Below are 18,601 nucleotides of genomic sequence, written 5' to 3'. Positions count from 1 at the left end.
CACGACCGAGAACGAAGTGGACAACCGGGATGAGACGCCCGGAACTCACCCCTGCCCGCAGCCGATCACGCCGCGCCCATCACGCCGACGCCACCCGCCGAAGGCTCATCGGTGGATCGAGGCTTAGGCGACGTCGCGCAGCTGCCCCTTCGCGAGGCGCAGTCGGCGACGCGCGCGCTTCGCGACCGCCGAGTCGTGGGTGACGACGACGAGGGTGAGCCCCTCGGCGTTGAGTTCCTCGAGCACCTGCAGAATGTCGTCGCGCATCTGCTCGTCGAGGTTGCCGGTCGGCTCGTCGGCGAGCAGCACGCGGGGCTGCTTCGCAATCGCGCGGGCGATCGCGACGCGCTGTTGCTGCCCGCCCGAGAGCTCGTCGGGGCGGTGGTCGGCGCGGTCGCCGAGGCCGACGCGCTCGAGCGACTCCGCGACCCGGCGGTCGCGCTCATCTGACTCGAGGTCGAGCGGCTCGAGCCCCATGTCGACGTTCTCGGCCGCGGTTAGGGTCGGAATCAGGTTGAACGACTGGAACACGAAGCCGATCTCGGTCGCCCGCAGCGACTGCAGCTGGGCGTTCGTCGCGTTCGCGAGGTCGATGTCGCCGAGGTAGACGTGGCCGCCGCTCGGCCGGTCGAGGGCGCCGAGCAGCTGCAAGAGCGTCGACTTGCCGCCGCCGGTCGACCCCTGGATCGTGACGAACTCGCCCGCGTCGATCTGCACATCCACCGCCTTGAGCGGGGTGACGGTGCGGCGCTGCTGCTTGTACTCCTTGCTCACGTTCTCGAGGCGGAACGCGACGGGAGCCGAGAGCGGATCAATGCCGAGGTGCTGTTCTTCAGTGATAGTCATGAGAACTCCTAAGTAGTGGGGAGGATGCCCGTTAGCCGACCGCGCGGAGCGATTCGGCGGGGCTGAGACGGGCGGCACGCCAGCCGCCGAAGATGCCCGCGATGACGCCAGCCGCGACCGAGCAGCCGAGGGCGAGCACGATGACCCACACACTGAGCGGGGCCTGGAGCACGATGCTCGTCGCGTTGCTCACTGCCTGGCCGATGGCCTCGGGTGCGCCGCCGCCCGGTGCGCCGCCCGGTGCGCCGCCAGCAGCGGCGTCGCCGCCGCCCATGGCGCCCTGCGCCTCGATGCCGGCCGAGATGGTGGGCGCGATGACGTTGATCGTGAGGATGCCGATCAGGCCGACGACGAGACCAGCGAGGCCGCCGATGAGCGACTGCACCATCGACTCGCCCGCGACCTGGCGCACGATGCGGCCGTTCGACCAGCCGATCGCCTTGAGCGTGCCGAGCTCGCGGGTGCGGCGCGCGATGCCCGAAGTCGTGAAGAGTACGGCGAGGCCGACCGCGACGAGGAGCACGATGATCGAGAGCCACGTGCCGAGGTTGGAGATGAGGTTGGATGCAGTGCTCAGCGAACCCGACACGGTCGACGCGAGGTCGGACTGCGAGCTGACCGTCGCATCCGGCAGCTCGGTCTCGAGCGCGGTCTGCACGCTCGCGATGTTGTCGGAGGACGTGGTCTGCACGTAGACGGTCGAGACGACGTCGCCGGCGCCCGAGAGGTCCTGCGCGACATCGAGCGGAATGTAGACGTTCGATGCCGTGTCGGCGTCGGAGCTCGTCGACGAGACGATGCCGACCACCTCGAAGTCGTCGCCGCCAACCTCGAAGGTGTCGCCCACGGCAAGCTCGGCGCTCGTCGCGTAGGTCGAGTCGAGCACGGCCACGTTCGTGCCGTTGTCGTCGGCGGTGAGGAGGCGACCGTCGGTCACTGAGACCGAGCTCATCGGGCCGATCACCGAGGCGGGGTCGATGCCGAGCACGCTGAACGAGTCGAGGCCGAACTGGCCGCCGCCGAAGCCGCCGCTACCGCCGCCATCGGGCGGAGTCATGGCGGAGCCGTCGGTAGTCGTACCGTCGGTCGTGGTGCTGTCGCTGCTCGACATGTCGGGCAGCTCGCCCGAGAACGTCGAGTTGGTGAGGCTCAGCGTGCCGGTCGCCTGCGAGACGCCGTCGATGCCAAGCACCGTGTCGATGGTCGACGCGTCGAGCGTGCCGCGCATCATGTCGGTCTGCAACTGCGACTGGTCGAGCGTCGTCGAGCCGTCCTCGCTCGTCGTCGAGTCCTCGCTGCCGAAGTCGAACTGTGGGCCGCCGCCATCGCTCCCGGGCTCGGCCTGCGCGCCCGTGACGGTGAGGTCGGTGCCGATGCCGTAGACGGCCTGGAGGGATTGTGCCTGCGCCGCGCGCACGCCCGACGAAAGCGAGTTCACGACGATGACGAGCGCGACCGCGATCGCGAGACCGATGCTGACGATGATCGTCTGCTTTTTGCGGCCACGCAGTTCGCGCCGCAGGTATGTCCAAAACATTGGGCTCCTAGGTGGGGGAAGTGACGCCGCAACGCTAGGAATGTGCCCTATGGCACCTCGATGCCGAAGCTATGAGCTTTCAATGAGCGCGAGGGGGCGCCGCGTAAACTCGCAGCAGCAAGGAGGGCGAGGATGCAGGACACCACCCCAGGGGACGCGGCGCGCGCGACAGGCGCCGGCAGCCGGGCACTGATCACCATCGCGGTGGTCGTACTTTCGATGATCGGCCTCGTGCTGTTGCAACAGGTCGCGAGCTTCGTCACCCCGATCTTCCTCGGCATCAACCTCGTGCTCGCGATCGCGCCGCTCATGCACTGGCTGATCCGCAAGCGCGTGCCGCGACTGCTCGCCGTGATTATCGCGGGCGTGTTCGTCTACGGGCTGTTGCTCGCGTTCGTCGGGCTGCTCGCCTGGTCGGTGATGATGCTCATCCAGGAGCTGCCGAAATACGGGGCGGAGTTCCAGGGCCTTTACTCAACCCTGCTCGACTGGCTGACGAGCTTCGGCATTTCGCAGGAGCAGGTCATCACGCAACTGCAGGGCGTGTTCAACCCCTCGGCGATTGTCTCGGTGCTGCAGAGCCTCGCGAGCAACGTCGGCGGGCTGCTGTCGCTGCTCGCGACTCTCGTCGTCATGATCTTCTTCCTGCTCTTTGACGCCATGGGCTTCGAGCAGCGGGTCGGCAAGATTCGCGACGACCGCCCGAGTCTCGGCACCGCCCTCGACTCGTTCTCGCAGGGCGTCGCCCGCTACTGGATCGTCACGACGGTCTTCGGCCTCATCGTCGCGGTGCTCGACGTGGTCGCGCTCGAGATGCTCGGCGTGCCCCTCGCGCTCGTGTGGGGCGTGTTTTCGTTCCTCACCAACTACATCCCGAACATCGGCTTCGTCATTGGCATGATCCCGCCGGTGCTCATGGCCCTGCTCGCGAACGGCTGGGTCAATGCGCTGATCGTGCTTGCGGTCTGGAGCGTCATCAACTTCGTCATTCAGTCGTTGATTCAGCCGAAGTTCGCGGGCGAGGCGGTCGGCGTCACGCCAACGGTCTCGTTCGTCTCGCTGCTCGTCTGGGCGTTTGCGCTCGGCCCGGTCGGCGCGCTGCTCGCGCTGCCCGCGACCCTGCTGGTCAAGGCTCTCCTCGTCGACGCCGACCCGCGCAACCGCTGGATCAACTACCTCGTGGATGCGCGTCCCGACCTCACGGCGTCGCGGCCGATCTTCCGGCCCGACCCCGATGAAGCGCCACACTCGAAGCGCACCAAGGACGACGGCGCGTGACGGCTCCGGCGCCGTATCCGCAGCGACCACAGAAGTCGATCCGCCGCCGCATCGGCACGGGCTTCATCATCGCGGCGGGCGTCGTCATCTTCGCCCTCGTCGTGTGGCTGTCGTTCTCGCTCGGGTTTTCGCGGCTGCGGGCCGATCTCGACATCGAGATGAAGACCGCGGTCGAGGCCGAGCCGGAGGTGCGCTTTGACGGCGTCAACCAGGGGTGGGAGCGCATGAACCCCGACGCCAAGGACGAGTCGCCGCAGTACCTCAATGTGACTGAAGACGAGGAGACGCCCTGCATCTTCTCGTGGGAGACGGGCAAGTACGACAGCGACCTCGTCGATGTGCCGAACGACCTCAACGACCGCGGGGCGAGCGACTACCTCGTCGAGCGGCTCGGCTACACCGAGGTCGACGACACCTCGGTGCAGGTTGAGACCACGGGCGAGCTCACCGTCGAGCTGATCTACGCGCAGGAGACGATGGATGACGGCGTTACGGTGGCGGGCGCCGTGCGCGCCTTCACCGGCTCGCAGCACTACATCGCGTTCTTGCTCACCTGCCAGGATGCCGAGGCGCTCGACCCCGGGCTCATGATGAGCGTGCTTGACGACGTGAAACTCGACATCGAACCCGTGCGCTGAGCCGAACCCACGCACGCAGCCGGAGCCCGGCTCATCCGCTGGTTCCAGATTCGTGGGGCGGAATGTCGCCCGCACGGCGGATAGTTACGACGTTGTCGCGGTTGATATAAACGAAGGTGCCAGAACTCGTACTTTCCGAGCATCGCAACTCTTGTGAGGAATCGCATGTCGAACCAGTTCCCTCCCTCCGGCAACGGCCAGGGCGACGGTCAGGGTCAGCAGAACCCCGGCCAGCAGAACCAGAATCAGCAGGGCTACGGCGCCCAGGGCCAGCAGAACAGCGGCTACGACGCGTCGACCGGCGGCTACCAGGGCTACCAGTCGCAGTCCAACTACCAGGGCTACGGCCAGCAGGGACAGGGCCAGGATCAGTCGGGCCAGCAAGGCTACGGCGGGTACAACTCGAACTCCTACGGCCAGCAGTCGAGCTCGTCGAACGACTCGAGCTATAACTCGTACGGCCAGGGTCAGTCGGGCCAGCAGGGTCAGTCGGGCCAGCAGTCGTCGTACGGTAGCTACGGCTCGGGCGCCTCGCAGCAGCAGGGCTACGACCAGGGCCAGCAACAGTCCTACGGCGGCTACGGCCAGGATGCGTCGCAGCAGCAGGGCTACGGCCAGAGCCAGCAGGGCCAGCAGGTCTACGGTTCGTACGGTCAGCCCGGTCAGCCCGGTCAGGACCAGAACCAGAACTACGGCGGCTACGGCCAGCAGCCCCCGCAGGGCGGCAAGAAGAAGGGCTTCCCCGTCTGGGCCTGGATCGTCATCGCGGTGGTCGTCATCGGCCTCGTCGTCGGCGGTATCTTCGGCGGCATTGCGCTCTTCGGCGGCAGCAACGGCTACGACATTGAGTCGGACAAGACCGTGTCGGACGTCGAGGTCACCTACAACGGCGACTGGGAAGACTACGGCGAGGGTATGTACGTCAACGACGACTACACCTGCTACTACCTCGCGAGCTTCGAGGGCGGTGCCACGGGCATCGACCCCGACAACGTTGAGGGCAGCATGGAGGACTCGGTCGCCGAGGCAGCGGGCCAGAGCGGCTCGAGCGACGTCACCTACACGAAGCTCGATAACGTCACGATGGCCGACTCCGAGGGCCAAGACGTTGAGTTCGTGATCTACGAAATGAAGCCGACCTCGGGCGAGGGCATCGGTTACATCGCCGCGCACCCGTTCTCGGACTCGGGCGACATCCTCGTGATGGCGACGGTCTGCGACGGCAGCAACGGTGTCGACGAAGACAGCTTCAAGGACCAGATGGCGGACACCTCGTTCACCATTACTCCGGAAGACAACTAGCCAGCGCGGCTTCGGCCACGCCGCTTGGGTGGGTTCGGCGCCTCTGCCGGGCCCACCCGCTTGCTTTCCGCACGCATCCGCCCCCAGTACCTGCAACAATGGTGGCCATTACCGCTCGCCACCGCGCCGAAGGAGACGTCCATGTCGAATCAGTTCCCGCCTTCTGGCTATGGTGACCGCGAGTCAGACCAGCCCGATCGCGACGCGCAGCAGGTCTTCGGCGGCGGCAGCGACTACAACTCGAGCGGCAACGACTACAACAGCTACGGCTCGTACGGCGACTCGAACTCGGGCGGCAACGACTACAACTCTTATTCGTCGGGCGGCGACCAGTATGCGAGCCAGGGCGACTCGTACGCCTCGCAGGGCGAGCAGTACGCGAGCCAGGGCGACGGCTTCGGCCAGCAGAACCAGCAGCAGGTGTACGGCGGCGGCCAGTATGGCGGTGACCAGCAGCAGTACGGGCAGCAGAATCAACAGCAGTACCAGCCTCAATCGGCCGCGGCATACGGCGGCTACGGCAGTAGCCAGGGCGGTCAGCCCGGCGGCGGCGCGCCGAAGAAGAAGGGCATCCCCGTCTGGGCGTGGATCGTGATTGCCGTGGCGGCGGTCGCTCTCGTCGGCGGCGGCATCTGGGGCGGAATCGCCCTGTTCGGCGCCGGCAACTCGAACCAGACCACCGCGAACGGCGGCAACGGCACGAGCACGAGCGGCAATTCGGGCGACTCTGGCGACGGCGGCGAAGCACCGGCCGACGCCGCCTACCCGATCGACAACACCGACGAGGTCAGCGACATCGCGCTCGACTACACGGGCGACTGGGACCCTCAGGACCTCAACGGCCAGGAGCTGTTCTACAGCCCCGACCAGACCTGCACCTATCTCACCTCGTTCGTGCCGGCGGCGGCGTCGGGCGGCACGTGGTACCCCGACGACCCGGCAGGCAGCCTGAACACCTACCTCAACACCGACACGACTGGCTACCAGCTCTCGAACGCCGGCAGCACGACGGTGACCGACACGAACGGCCTCGAGGTTGAGCTCGGCACCGTGCTATTTACCGAGGACACCTACGACACGACCGGCCTGCTCACGGCACACGTGTTTGGCGACGATTTGCTCATGTACCAGATCACCTGCTTCGACCGCGAACCCTCGGCGAGCGAGCTCGACGAGCTCATCGCGCAGACCGAGACGACGATCACGGAGTAGTAACCTTCCGGGGCCGACGATACTGTCGGCAATCGCGACTGCTCCTGCTGGGTAGACTAGAACCACAGGGGCAGTTACGTTTTGGGAGGATCGCATGTCAAACAACGCGGCCACTTCGACTGGCACCGACACACTTCGGAACCTCCCGGAGAACATCTGGATATCGCTACTGTTCCGTGCGCTGCCGGCCATCGCCGGCGCGCTGGTCATCACATTCACTCAAGACCACAACGCCCGCTTCGGCTTCGCGGTGTTCGGGGCGGTCGTGCTCTGGAGCGGCATCATCGTCGGCTTCGAGGGCATCGGCGTCAAGGGGCACCCGGCGCGCGTTTACGTGCTGATCCGCAGCCTGCTCAACGTGCTCGCTGGCGGATTCTCGCTGTTCATGGCAACCGGTGGGCATGACTGGGCCACCGCCCAGAGCTTTATCATCACTGTCGCCACCTGGGGCATCATCACCGGCATCGTCGAGCTGCTCGCGGCCTTCATGAGCCGAAAGCACTCCATGTACTCGAGTGAGATCCTCATCGCGGGCGCCCTGACCACGCTGCTCGGCGTGATCGTCGCGTTCGTGCCGCCGGAGCTCAACGACCAGTACGGTGGCATCCAGAACGTTGAGGGGTCGCTGACGGCCGACGTGCAGTCGATCGGTTTCGTCGGCGCCTACTTCGCGATCCTCGGTGTGTTGTTGGTCATCGAAGCAATCAGCCTCCGCGCCGCACTGCGCCGCCGTGCCCAAGAGGGGCCCAAGGAAGGAGCCGCCGCGTGAGCGGAGCGGACTCAAACGACCACGGAAGCAAGCAGCAGCGCAAGGCGCTGATGAAACCCTTCGAGGTCGTGATTATCGCCGCAGCGGCCGGCATCTTCGTGCTGCTCATCGTGCTGCTGACGGTGCAGGACATCGTGCTTGGCCTGATCTTCGCGGGTGTCGCGATGGTCGTCGTGCTCGTGGTGATGTCGCTGTTGCTGCTGAACTACAAGCCCAACGCCGAGGCCCCGGTTTACCTTGACCGTCAGCTTGCCGAGTCGGACGACCCGGGTGCGAAGGGCGCGGCACTGCGCCCCTTCGACGGCGATGTCGAGGCCGAGGCCGCCGCCGAAGCGGACGACCTCGAACCCGGCGACGCCGACGAGAAGTAGGGCCGAGCGGCCCGACCGGCGGGTTTAGCCCAACCGGTCGACGAGCTGCGCCGAGCGACCCGTGTAGGTCTGCGGGGTGAGCTCGCGCAGGCGTGCCTTCGCCGCATCCCCGATCTCGAGGCCGTCGACGAACGCGACGAGCTCATCCCGGCCAACCGAGTGGCCGCGGGTGAGCTCCTTGAGCACCGCGTACGGGTCTTCGATGTGCGAGCGACCGGCGACGATCTCGGCGCGAATCACGGTCTGAATCGCCTCCGCGAGCACCTCCCAGTTGCCGTCGAGCTCGCGGCCGAGCGTGTCGGGGTTCACGGCGAGCTCGCCGAGGCCGCGGCGCACGTTGTCGAGCGCGAGCAGCGAGTGGCCGAAGCCAACGCCGATGTTGCGCTGCGACGACGAGTCGGTGAGGTCGCGCTGCATGCGCGAGGTGACGAGGGTCGCGGCGAGCGAGTCGAGGATCGCGCACGAAAGCTCGAGGTTCGACTCGGCGTTCTCGAAGCGAATCGGGTTGATCTTGTGCGGCATGGTCGACGAGCCGGTCGCGCCTGGCTGCGGGATCTGCTTGAAGATGCCGCGCTGAATGTACATCCACACGTCGGTGCAGAAGTTGTGCAGCACGCGGTTGAAGTGGGCGATGTCCGAGTAGAGCTCGGCCTGCCAGTCGTGCGACTCGATCTGCGTCGTGAGCGGGTTCCACACGAGGCCGAGGGATGCGGTGAACTCGTCAGCCACCTGCTCCCAGTCGAGCTCCGGGCCTGCCACGAGGTGCGCGGCGAAGTTGCCGGTTGCGCCGGCCCACTTGCCGAGGTACTCCTGCTGTTCGATGCGGCGCAGAACACGGCCGAGGCGGTGGGCGACGACCGCGAGCTCCTTGCCGAGCGTTGTCGGCGTCGCGGGCTGGCCGTGCGTGAGCGAGAGCATCGGCTGCTCACGCTGCTCACGCGCGAGGGTCGAGATCTGCTCGACGAGCGCGGCGGCGGCGGGCAGCCAGACTTCGGTGACGGCGTCGCGAATGGTCAGCGCGTAAGCGGTGTTGTTGATGTCCTCCGAGGTGCAGCCGAAGTGCGTGAGTTCCTCGACCGCGCTGAGGTCGAGGGCGCGCAGCTGGTCGCGCACGTAGTACTCGACCGCCTTGACGTCGTGACGCGTCGTCGCCTCGATGGTTGCGAGCGCGTCGATGGCCGCCTGGTCGAAGGCGTCGACGACGGCGCGCAGCTTCGTCCGCTGCTCGGCCGTGAGCGGGCTCGCGCCGAACAGCTCGCGGTCGGTGAGGAAGATGAGCCACTCGATCTCGACCTTCACGCGGGCGCGGTTGAGCGCGGCCTCGCTGAGGTGCTCGCCGATCGGCGCCACCGCCTTGTAGTAGCGGTTGTCGAGGGGGCTGATCAGCTGCGGAGGCAGGGGACTCATCGGGGCTCCGTTCTAGGGGGTTGCGGTCTCGCGAGCCGCCCGCGTCACGGGCTCGACCTGCGCGAGCAGCTTTTCGCAGGCGTGCTCGATGAGGTCTCGCACTTCGTTGAACAGCTCGTCACTCCCATAGTAGGGATCCGGCACATCCCCGGCGTCCTCGTGGAGGTCGCAGAACGAGAGCAGCGGGCGAATGAGTGCGCGCTGCTCGGGGGTCTCGGCCCAGGTCTTGAGAATGCGGTCCTGGCTCGGGTCGAAGGTAACGACGAGGTCGTAGTTGCCGAACCAGTCGGGGTCGAACTGCTTCGCTCGGTGCCCATCGGCCGAATATCCGGCGCGCTGCAGCGAGTTCAGGGTGCGGGGATCAGCCTTTTCGCCGACGTGCCAGTCGCCCGTGCCCGCGGAGTCGAACTCAATGGAGTCGCCGAATCCGTCCCGCACGGCCATGTCGCGGCTGATGGCTTCGGCCATCGGGGAGCGGCAGATGTTGCCCGTGCAGACGAAACAGATGCGAAATACCGGCCCCGCGCCGTCGACTGCAGACATGCGCTTATTGTGGCGCACCGGCGTAACGCCGACAACCGTCGAGTGCAACGGGATTGACACGCCCACGTTGTGCGCCTCCCGCGACGCTTGTGGATGTGCGTCCATCCACAGCGGCGGGCGCGCGCCGAGCGGGTGGACGGGCCCCGCGCGAGACTCGCAGCACCGCATCCGCCCCGGGGTGCCCGAGCGCGAGGAGTGCCCATGACCGCGACCCCGACCACCGACTCCGGGTTCAACCCCGCCGAGGCGCTCGACGCCGCGACGATTCGGCAGGTGCGTACCGACGTCGGCAACCTTGCCCAGCTGCTGCATGACGCCTCGAGCGAGGTGCGCTCGGTGCACCTGCCCGCCGTCGACGACGCGGCGATCGCCGACTGGGTGTCGGTCGCGCAGCTCAGCTACACCCTCACCCGCCTCGCGCTGAGCGGGATGCTCGAGACGGCCGCCGCCGCGTGCACTGCCGTCGCCTGGCAGTACGAGACGCAGCTCGCGCTGCTCGACGGCCAGATTGTCGCCGCGGAGGTGATCTAGCGATGGTGCAGGTGAGCGTCGAGACCTCGCAGTTCGGCACCGCCGCGGCGAAGCTCGACGGCATTGAGGAGGGCATGGCTGGGCTCAATCTCCGGCTCAGCACGCCCGCGTGGTTCCCCGCGAACGGCTGGCTCACCATCTCGGGGCCGCAGCTCGGAGTGATCTCGCTCGAGGCGCAGCTGCTTGCCGGCGGCATGCAGTCGGCCGCCGCATTCGCCGGGGCGGCGGCCGAGCACCTGTTGCAGGCGCAGGCCTGGTACGAGGCCGCCGACCGCGCGGCAGTCGAGGCCTTCACCGTGCTGAGCGACGCCGTGGTCTCGACCGTCGTGCTCTCAGTCGTGAGCGTTGCCGCGACGGGCGCGCTCGCGGCCGTGCCCCTGCTGCTCAGCCCCGCGGGCATCCCGCTCGTGCTCGGCACGCTCGCCACCGCCGGCGCGCTCGAGCAGGCCGGCGTGCTGCCGGGCGGTGACGACATCGTGGCCTGGTGGGCCGACAACCAGCACCTGCTCGCAAACCCGCTCAGTGTGTTGCTCGTGCGCAGCGGCGTCTCGGCCGGCGACGAGATCGTCAACGGCCTCACCGGCGTGCCGCTCTTCACCAGCCCGAACGAGGTCGCGGGCGCGCTCGCGGCGGCGTTCGCGCTCGGCACTGGGCCGATGCTCGTGTCGGGCGCGAAGCGCGACGAGGCCTCTTCGGCGCCGTCGTCGATCGCCGACCTCGTCGAGGCGATTCCGCCGACCGACCCCGACGGCACGAACGCGACGATCACCGAGTACGTGCGCCCCGACGGCAGCACCGTCTACGTCGTTAGCGTCGCCGGCACGAGTTCGCCCGGGCTCGGCGACGAGAACGGCATGGACAACCTCTCGAACCTCGCGGCCTACGGCGGCAGCGACGCGCAATCGGTCGGCGCCGTGTCGGACGCGATGGGCCAGGCCGGCATCACCGCGGGCGACGAGGTGGTCTTCGTCGGCTACTCGCAGGGCGCCCTCGTGGTGTCAGAGCTCGCGAAAACGGGCACGTGGGACGTCGCGTCGGTCGTGCTCGCCGGCTCGCCCGTGCATGGCACGAGCATCGGCGGCGAAATTCCCGTCACCCAGCTCGAGCACGACGGCGACCTCATCACCGGCCTCCAGGGCATCACGCCGGGCGCGCAGGGCGACGTGTCGGTCGTGCGGCGCGACCCGTTCCCGGGCGGCGTGCCGGCGGGGGAGGGCATCCTCGCGCCGCACGCGCTCGCCGAATATCAACAGACCGCGGCCGGCTACGACGAGGTCGACGACCCGAAGGCGGTCACGCAGCGCGATGCGGTCCTCGCGCCCGTGCAGGGGGCGACCGCCGTCACGACGACCGACTTCCGCTTCGAGCGCGAGCCGGTCTACGCGAGCGGCGGGGGCATCCGGCCGATGACGCCCGAGGAGGTGTTCGACCGCCTCGAAGAAATCGGCCGGTTTGGCGAGCGTTAGTCTTCGACCTCGCGGCGGCGGGTGTCGCGCTTGCGGGTGCGGAAGATGCCGTTGAGGATCGCCGAGAGGATGCCCATGATGATCGCGCCGCCGATCGCCCACCAGAAGTTGTCGATGGTCAAGCCAAAGTCGAGCAGCCCGCTGACCCAGCCGACGAGCCAGAACAGGAAGCCGTTGACGACGAGGGCGAACAGGCCGAGTGTGAGGCAGTACAGCGGCATCGAGACGACGCGCACCACCGAGCCGATGACGGCGTTGACGAGACCCCACACGACCGCGAGTATCAGGTACGTGAGCACGAGCGAGCCCTGCGAGTCGTCGTAAGCCGTGACGGTCAGGCCGCCCTGCAGGACCCACACGGTGGCCCAGAGTGCGACGGCGTTGAGAACGATCGAGGCGAGAAAGCGCATGCCGTCATTGTGGCGGGTCTCGCTGCAGAACGGTAGGTTTCGCCGCGCGCGGCGTGGCCCGAGGCTCGCACATTGCTCGAGGCGCGTCAGCCGGGCCGCCGGCCGAAGCTAGAATTCGGATATGACTGATGCACCGGTGCAGCTACGTCCCGAAATCCTCGCTCAGCGCGCGTACCAGCAGGGCAAGCCCGCAGCCGCCACGGCGTTCAAGCTCTCGTCGAACGAGTTGCCGTTCGAGCCGCTCGACGCCGTGCTCGAGGCGGTCAACGGCGTGAGTGCGTTCAATCGGTATCCGGATGCTCGGGCGACCGCCGTGCGCGAGGCGCTCGGCGCGCACTACGGCCTCCCCGCCGAGCAGGTGCTTATCGGCGCCGGCTCGGTCTCGCTGCTCTACCAGGCTGTCCAGGCGGCGGCGGGCGCCGGCGACGAGATTCTCTACCCGTGGCGCAGCTTCGAGGCGTACCCGGGCATCGTCACCGTCGCCGGCGCGACGAGCGTGCAGGTGCCGCTCAAGGCCGACTCCTCGATCGACCTCGACGGGCTCGCCGACGCGACCACCGAGCGCACGCGCATGGTGGTCGTCTGCACCCCGAACAACCCGACCGGCCCGGCCGTGCGTCAGGACGACTTCGAGCGGTTCATGAAGCGCGTGCCGAGCAATCTGCTCGTCATCGCCGACGAGGCGTACATCGAGTTCGTCACGGACCCCGCCGTGCTCAACGCGACCCGCCTGCTGCGCGACTACCCGAACCTCGTCGTCGCCCGCACCTTCTCGAAGGCGTACGGCCTCGCCGGCCTCCGCGTCGGCTACATGCTCGGCAACGCGCAGGTGCTGCAGGCGTTCGCGACCACGGCCATCCCCTTCACCATCTCGGAGCAGGCGCAGGCCGCGACGCTCGCGGTGATGCAGGAGGCCGACGCGATCCGCGAGCGGGTTAACGAGATCACCGCGCGCCGCGACGAGGTGCGCCGCGCGCTCATCGACCAGGGCTGGCGCGTGCCCGAGACCCAGGCAAACTTCGTGTGGCTGCCGGCCGGCGAGCAGACCGAGGGCGTCAACGAGATTCTGCTCGAGGGCGGCATCGTCGCCCGCGCGTTCCCGGGCGACGGCCTGCGCGTGTCGATCGGCGAAGAGGCCTCGGTCTCGCCGCTGCTCGCCGCTTGCTGGCAGGCCATCGAGCGGTACCCGGACCTGCGCCAGACCGACGCGGAGTAGTCGCCGGGCACCGGAGGCTTGTGGAAAAACGCAGTGGATTCCGGCAACTCGCTGTGTTCATCCTCCAGCGTTCGCGGCTGACTCGGTCATAGACTGGCAAGGTTGATCCGCTTCGAGGAGGCACGTCGAACGTGAGTCCAACTGACCCGAGCACCGCCACGGTGCAGCTACTCACCCCCGAGGGCACGCTCGCCCGCAGCGAGGCGGCTGAGCCGTATTTCGCGCGGCTCGAGCAGGCCGACCCTGCCCTGTGGCGCGAGGCGTACCGGTCGATGCGGCTCGTGCGCGCGTTCGACCGCGAGGCGACGAACCTGCAGCGTCAGGGCGAGCTCGCGCTCTACGTGCCGGCCGAGGGGCAGGAAGCCGCGCAGATCGGTTCGGCGCTCGCGCTCAAACCGCAGGACACGGTGTTCCCGTCGTACCGCGAGCACGGTGTTGGCTTCGTGCGCGGCCTCGACCTGGTGAACATCCTCGCGCTGCTGCGCGGTGTGACGAACGCGGGCTGGGAGCCGGAAACGAGCGGAAATTTCCGCAACTATGCCCTCGTCATTGCGACGCAGACGCTGCACGCGACGGGCTACGCGATGGGCCAGCGACTCGACGGTCTCGTCGGCACCGGTGACCCCGAGCGTGACGAGGCGACCATCGTCTACTTCGGCGACGGCTCGACGAGCCAGGGTGACCTCAACGAGGCGCTCGTGTTCGCGCGCAGCTACGACACCCCGCAGGTCTTCTTCCTGCAGAACAACCAGTGGGCGATCTCGGTGCCAGTCTCGGTGCAGTCGCCCACCCCGCTCTACCGCCGCGCCGACGGCTTCGGCATGCCCGGCGTGCAGATCGACGGCAATGACGTCATGGCGAGCTACGCCGTGTCGCTCGAGTTCCTCGACCGCGCCCGCGCCGGCGAAGGCCCCGCGTTCATCGAGGCGCTGACGTACCGCATGGGTGCGCACACGACGAGCGACGACCCGACGAAGTACCGCACCCGCGAAGAAGAGCAGTTCTGGCGCGATCGCGACCCCATCACTCGCCTTGTCGCCTACCTGCGCGCCGAGGGTGAGGGCGACGACTTCTTCGACGGCATCGAGACCGAGGCGAAGGACTACGCCGCCGACGTGCGCCGCCGCACGCTCGCGCTGCCCAACCCCGAGCCCATGGCGATGTTCACCGGCATTTACGCCGAACGGCATCCGCTCATCGAGGCCGAGATCGGCGAGTTCCTGGGATTCGAGGCGTCGCTGGAGGAGAACGAATGACCGACGAGCGACAGAATCTGCCCCTCGCCCGTGCCATGAACGCCGGCCTGCGCGCCGCGCTCGAGGCCGACGAGAAGGTGCTACTAATGGGCGAAGACATCGGCCCGCTCGGCGGCGTCTTCCGCATCACCGAGCACCTCCAGCGTGACTTCGGCAAGCACCGCGTGTTCGACACCCCGCTCGCCGAGTCGGGCATCATCGGCACCGCCATTGGCCTCGCGATGCGCGGCTACCGGCCCGTCTGCGAGATTCAGTTCGACGGTTTCGTCTATCCAGGCTTCGACCAGATTACGACGCAGCTCGCGAAGATCCCGGCCCGCACCGACGGCAACGTGAAGCTCCCGCTCGTCATCCGCATCCCGTACGGCGGGCACGTCGGCGCGGTCGAGCACCACCAGGAGAGCCCCGAGACCTACTTCGCCCACACACCGGGCCTGCGCGTGGTCTCGCCGTCGACGCCGAATGATGCCTACTGGATGATCCAGCAGGCGATTCGCAGCGATGATCCGGTCGTATTCCTCGAGCCGAAGTCGCGCTACTGGCCGAAGGGCGAGGTCGACACCGCGCTCGAAACCGTCTCGCTGCACGAGAGCCGCGTGGCCCGCGAGGGCACCGACGTGACACTCATCGGCTTCGGCGCGCAGACCGCGATGAACCTGCAGGCCGCCGACCTCGCGTCGAAGGATGGCGTGTCGATCGAGGTTGTCGACCTGCGCACGCTCGCGCCGATCGACTACGCCCCGCTCATCGAGTCGGCGCGCAAGACCGGCCGCGTTGTCGTCGCGCAGGAGGCGCCGGGCAACATCTCGCTCGGCAGCGAGCTCGCCGCCACCCTGACTGAGCGCTGCTTCTACTCGCTCGAGGCGCCAGTGCTTCGCGTTTCGGCGTACAACGTGCCGTTCCCACCCACCCGCCTGCAGAACGTCTACCTGCCCGACGTCGACCGCGTGCTGGACGCCGTCGACCGCGTGCTCGAGTACTAGGAGTCGACCATGAGCATCGAGTTCGAACTGCCGGAAATCGGTGAGGGCCTGACCGAAGCGACCATCGTGAACTGGCACGTCAGGGCCGGCGACACCGTCGCGGTCAACGACGTGCTCGTCGAGGTCGAGACCGCGAAGTCGCTCGTCGAGATGCCGAGCCCATTTGCCGGCGTGATCGACGAGCTGATCCCCGCCGAGGGCGAAGAAGTGGAGGTCGGCAGCGTGATCCTCACCTGGACCGACCCGGCCGACCCCGATGGCGACAGCCACCCCGGCATTACGACCCCCGAAGTGGCCGAGGCCGAGCAGGATGCGTCGCAGAGCGTGAGCGAGGAGGGCGACGCCGAGAGCGGTGCGAGCCTCGTCGGCTACGGCTCGGCACCGGCCGCGAGCTCGCGTCGCAGCGCGCGTCACGCCTCGAACGCCCGCCGCGCAGCGAAGGCCGCCGCGGAGCGCCGCAAGAAGCCCGAGCTGCCCGCATCCGTGCCCGCGGCAGCCGCGTTCCCGATCATCGCGAAGCCGCCGATCCGCAAGCTCGCGAAGGACCTTGAGGTCGACCTCTCATCGGTCACCGCGACGGGCCAGGCCGGCGAGATCACCCGCGACGACGTGATTCGTCACGCCGAGCAGGCGAAGCTGTTCACAAACCTCGAGACGCCGAACTGGAACGAGGAGCGCGAGGAGCGCCACCCCGTCAAGGGCGTGCGCAAGATGATCGCGCAGAACATGGTGCAGTCGATGTTCACGGCGCCGCACGTGACGCTGTTTGTCGACGTCGACGCGTCCCGCACGATGGAGTACGTCAAGCGCCTCAAGGAGTCGCCCCACTTCGCCGGCATCAAGGTGTCGCCGCTGCTGCTCATCGCGAAGGCCGTCATGTGGGCGATTCAGCGCAACCCCACCACAAACGCCACGTGGACTGATGAGGAATACATCATCAAGCACTACGTGAACCTCGGCATCGCCGCTGCCACGCCCCGCGGCCTGCTCGTGCCGAACATCAAGAACGCCCACGAGATGTCGATGCGCGAGCTCGCCGAATCGCTGCAGGAGCTCACCATCACGGCGCGCGACGGCAAGACCCCGCCCGCCGATCAGCAGGGCGGCACGTTCACCATCACGAACATCGGCGTCTTCGGTATGGACTCGGGCACGCCCGTGCTCAATCCCGGCGAAGTCGGCATCCTCGCGTTCGGCACCGTGCGCCCGAAGCCATGGGTGGTCGACGACGAGGTGCGCGTCCGCCAGGTCACGACGCTCGCCGCGAGCTTCGACCACCGCCTCGTCGACGGCGATGTCGCCTCGCGCTTCCTCGCCGATGTCGCGCGCATCGTCGAGGAGCCGGCGCTGCTGCTCGATTAGTGTGAGCTAGTCGATCCCCTGCGCGACGAGTTCCGTGACGATCTCGACCGCGTCGGCGTCGCCGGTCACCTCGACCGGCTCGCCGCGGCCCCAGAGCCACAGGTAGAGCGCGGCGGCGTCGGCGGATGCGCTGGCGTGCGGCAGGCTCCCGGCGTCGGTGTCGGCCTGCAGCGGTCGCGCGATGAGGGAGCTGATCTCCTTGCCGTCGCGCGGCCGAGTGCCCCCGCAGCGCGAGATTTCGACCTCGACCGGCTGCCCCGCATCCGTCGGCGTGAGCGTGAGCGTGGCCAATTGCTCGACCGTGGCCCACTCGGGGATCCAGTCGTAGGCGCTCGCGTGCATCACTTCGACGACCTGCGCGACGCCGTCGCCGGCGACCTCGGGGTCGATCGGTGTCAGCGGTTCTCCGGCCGCGAGCTCGGCGTCGACGCGGTGCATCGTCGCCTCGTGCAGTTGCATGCGGCGCGCGAAGCCGACCGACTGATCGGCCGAGAACCAGGTCCAAAGGGGTTCGGCTTCGTCGCGGGCGGTGAGTTGCTCGACGAGCGTCGCGGTGGCCGCTTGGCGACGCGGCACGAGGGCCTCGACGGCGCCGTCGCCCTCGGGCATGGGCACCTTGGCGGCCTCGATCGCCTCGGAATCTTCGTCGGTGCGCGCCCCCGTGGCGAGCAGTTGCCCCCAGAACTCGTGCACTTCGGTGACGTGGGCGAGGAGGTCTTGTGCGGTCCAGCCCGGGCAGCTTGGTACCGGGGCGGATGGATCGGTGGCGGCGATGGTCGTGGTCAAACGTTCGGCTTCTTCGGCGATGCGGTCGACTGTCCTAGTCATGGCTCGAGCGAAGCACTGAAGGCTTGGCGTGGCCCGGGAACGCGAGCTCGGAACGTCACGCCTGCCCCACCCACACGCCGTAGGCTTTCGCAATGACATTCTTCACGCATCCGCTCGACGACCGCGCCACCCTCACCCTGTGCGGCGTCGGCGATGCCGAGGCGCTCGCCGAGGTGCTCGAAGCGAACAAAGGGCGCATCGGCGAGTGGGAGAACTGGGCGCGCGAGGTGCAGCCGCTCGAGCAGCAGCGCGAGTTCCTGCGCGGTCAGCTGCAGAAGTACGTCGCGGGCACGAGTCTGCCCTGCTTCATCAAGGTCGACGGCCGCCTCGCTGGTTCGATCGAACTTCGCCAGGTGAACGCCAACGACCGCGTCAGCGAGATCGGCTACTGGGTCACCGCCGAGTTCGAAGGCCAGGGGCTCGTGCGCCGGGCATGTGAGGCGCTCATCGCGCACGCGTTCGGCACGCTCGAACAGGTGCGCATCGAGCTGCAGGTCGCGGTCGGCAACGACCGCAGCCGGGGCCTCGCGACGCGGCTCGGGTTCACCGAGGAGGGCACGCGCCGCAGTGCCTTGCGCGTTGGCGAGCGCCGCCACGACCTCGTTTGCTACGGCCTGCTCGCGAGCGAGTGGCAAGGCTGACCATT

At 68.0% G+C, this 18,601-nt stretch carries 19 protein-coding genes; 13 read left to right on the top strand and 6 right to left on the bottom strand.

The genetic code is table 11. The annotated features are described in order from the left end of the window. Positions 1 to 123: 123 nt before the first annotated feature. Positions 124 to 846 (bottom strand): ABC transporter ATP-binding protein, encoded by a 723-nt coding sequence (locus QM019_RS02795; protein ID WP_282851776.1) that lies wholly within the window; start codon positions 844 to 846, stop codon positions 124 to 126. A 31-nt stretch (positions 847 to 877) separates the two neighbouring features. Beyond that, entirely contained in the window at positions 878 to 2,383 is a 1,506-nt protein-coding gene (locus QM019_RS02790; RefSeq protein ID WP_282851775.1) for an ABC transporter permease, read from the bottom strand. 132 nt (positions 2,384 to 2,515) lie between these two features. On the opposite strand from QM019_RS02790, the gene QM019_RS02785 reads away from it, so the two are divergent. From QM019_RS02785 to QM019_RS02760, 6 genes are all read left to right on the top strand, one after another. Next, positions 2,516 to 3,661 carry an AI-2E family transporter gene (locus QM019_RS02785; RefSeq protein ID WP_282851774.1) on the top strand — a complete coding sequence of 382 codons (1,146 nt, stop codon included), beginning with the start codon at positions 2,516 to 2,518 and terminating at the stop codon, positions 3,659 to 3,661. Next, on the top strand, positions 3,658 to 4,299 hold the full coding sequence (locus tag QM019_RS02780) for a hypothetical protein (protein ID WP_282851773.1): 642 nt from the start codon (positions 3,658 to 3,660) through the stop codon (positions 4,297 to 4,299). The genes QM019_RS02785 and QM019_RS02780 overlap by 4 nt, the downstream gene beginning before the upstream one ends. 165 nt (positions 4,300 to 4,464) lie before the next feature. Further along, a complete protein-coding gene (locus QM019_RS02775; protein ID WP_282851772.1) occupies positions 4,465 to 5,601 on the top strand; it encodes a hypothetical protein in 1,137 nt (378 codons plus the stop codon). Positions 5,602 to 5,742: 141 nt separating this feature from the next. After that, positions 5,743 to 6,813, top strand: a complete 1,071-nt coding sequence (locus tag QM019_RS02770) for a hypothetical protein (protein ID WP_282851771.1) — start codon at positions 5,743 to 5,745, stop codon at positions 6,811 to 6,813. A 94-nt stretch (positions 6,814 to 6,907) separates the two neighbouring features. Then, the gene (locus QM019_RS02765) at positions 6,908 to 7,582 is read left to right on the top strand and encodes a hypothetical protein (RefSeq protein ID WP_282851770.1); all 675 of its coding nucleotides are present in this window, start codon (positions 6,908 to 6,910) and stop codon (positions 7,580 to 7,582) included. Further along, positions 7,579 to 7,953 (top strand): hypothetical protein, encoded by a 375-nt coding sequence (locus QM019_RS02760; RefSeq protein WP_125106572.1) that lies wholly within the window; start codon positions 7,579 to 7,581, stop codon positions 7,951 to 7,953. Before QM019_RS02765 ends, QM019_RS02760 begins: the two co-directional genes overlap by 4 nt. A gap of 24 nt (positions 7,954 to 7,977) precedes the next feature. Here QM019_RS02760 and purB read toward each other — a convergent pair whose 3' ends face one another. Together purB and QM019_RS02750 are read right to left on the bottom strand one after the other, a co-directional pair. Beyond that, complete coding sequence (gene purB, locus QM019_RS02755) at positions 7,978 to 9,360, bottom strand: adenylosuccinate lyase (RefSeq protein WP_282851769.1); 1,383 nt, start codon at positions 9,358 to 9,360, stop codon at positions 7,978 to 7,980. Between the two features lie 12 nt (positions 9,361 to 9,372). Beyond that, complete coding sequence (locus QM019_RS02750) at positions 9,373 to 9,903, bottom strand: low molecular weight protein-tyrosine-phosphatase (protein WP_282825029.1); 531 nt, start codon at positions 9,901 to 9,903, stop codon at positions 9,373 to 9,375. Positions 9,904 to 10,104: 201 nt separating this feature from the next. On the opposite strand from QM019_RS02750, the gene QM019_RS02745 reads away from it, so the two are divergent. Next, positions 10,105 to 10,434, top strand: coding sequence for a hypothetical protein (locus QM019_RS02745; protein ID WP_282825028.1), 330 nt, complete (start codon positions 10,105 to 10,107; stop codon positions 10,432 to 10,434). Positions 10,435 to 10,436: 2 nt separating this feature from the next. Further along, positions 10,437 to 11,900: a hypothetical protein gene (locus QM019_RS02740; RefSeq protein ID WP_282851768.1), complete on the top strand. Its 1,464-nt coding sequence runs from the start codon at positions 10,437 to 10,439 to the stop codon at positions 11,898 to 11,900. On the opposite strand, the gene QM019_RS02735 is transcribed toward QM019_RS02740, so the two are convergent. Next, the gene (locus QM019_RS02735) at positions 11,897 to 12,310 is read right to left on the bottom strand and encodes a phage holin family protein (protein WP_282825024.1); all 414 of its coding nucleotides are present in this window, start codon (positions 12,308 to 12,310) and stop codon (positions 11,897 to 11,899) included. The genes QM019_RS02740 and QM019_RS02735 overlap by 4 nt on opposite strands. A 121-nt stretch (positions 12,311 to 12,431) precedes the next feature. On the opposite strand from QM019_RS02735, the gene QM019_RS02730 reads away from it, so the two are divergent. From QM019_RS02730 to QM019_RS02715, 4 genes are all read left to right on the top strand, one after another. Then, complete coding sequence (locus tag QM019_RS02730; RefSeq protein WP_193128502.1) at positions 12,432 to 13,526, top strand: histidinol-phosphate transaminase; 1,095 nt, start codon at positions 12,432 to 12,434, stop codon at positions 13,524 to 13,526. Between the two features lie 131 nt (positions 13,527 to 13,657). After that, the gene (locus QM019_RS02725) at positions 13,658 to 14,782 is read left to right on the top strand and encodes a thiamine pyrophosphate-dependent dehydrogenase E1 component subunit alpha (protein WP_125106579.1); all 1,125 of its coding nucleotides are present in this window, start codon (positions 13,658 to 13,660) and stop codon (positions 14,780 to 14,782) included. Continuing rightward, positions 14,779 to 15,765: an alpha-ketoacid dehydrogenase subunit beta gene (locus tag QM019_RS02720; protein ID WP_282851767.1), complete on the top strand. Its 987-nt coding sequence runs from the start codon at positions 14,779 to 14,781 to the stop codon at positions 15,763 to 15,765. Before QM019_RS02725 ends, QM019_RS02720 begins: the two co-directional genes overlap by 4 nt. 9 nt (positions 15,766 to 15,774) lie before the next feature. Beyond that, a complete protein-coding gene (locus QM019_RS02715; RefSeq protein ID WP_282851766.1) occupies positions 15,775 to 17,127 on the top strand; it encodes a dihydrolipoamide acetyltransferase family protein in 1,353 nt (450 codons plus the stop codon). A gap of 6 nt (positions 17,128 to 17,133) precedes the next feature. Here QM019_RS02715 and QM019_RS02710 read toward each other — a convergent pair whose 3' ends face one another. Continuing rightward, positions 17,134 to 17,955 (bottom strand): maleylpyruvate isomerase N-terminal domain-containing protein, encoded by an 822-nt coding sequence (locus QM019_RS02710; protein ID WP_282851765.1) that lies wholly within the window; start codon positions 17,953 to 17,955, stop codon positions 17,134 to 17,136. A gap of 92 nt (positions 17,956 to 18,047) precedes the next feature. Here QM019_RS02710 and QM019_RS02705 point away from each other — a divergent pair, with 92 nt between their 5' ends. Further along, positions 18,048 to 18,596: a GNAT family N-acetyltransferase gene (locus tag QM019_RS02705; protein WP_282825013.1), complete on the top strand. Its 549-nt coding sequence runs from the start codon at positions 18,048 to 18,050 to the stop codon at positions 18,594 to 18,596. Positions 18,597 to 18,601: the final 5 nt, after the last annotated feature.

The organism is Gulosibacter sediminis, from assembly GCF_030011715.1.
GTDB classification, from domain to species: Bacteria; Actinomycetota; Actinomycetes; order Actinomycetales; family Microbacteriaceae; genus Gulosibacter; species Gulosibacter sediminis.
This window is presented reverse-complemented; position numbering and strand designations above follow the sequence as displayed.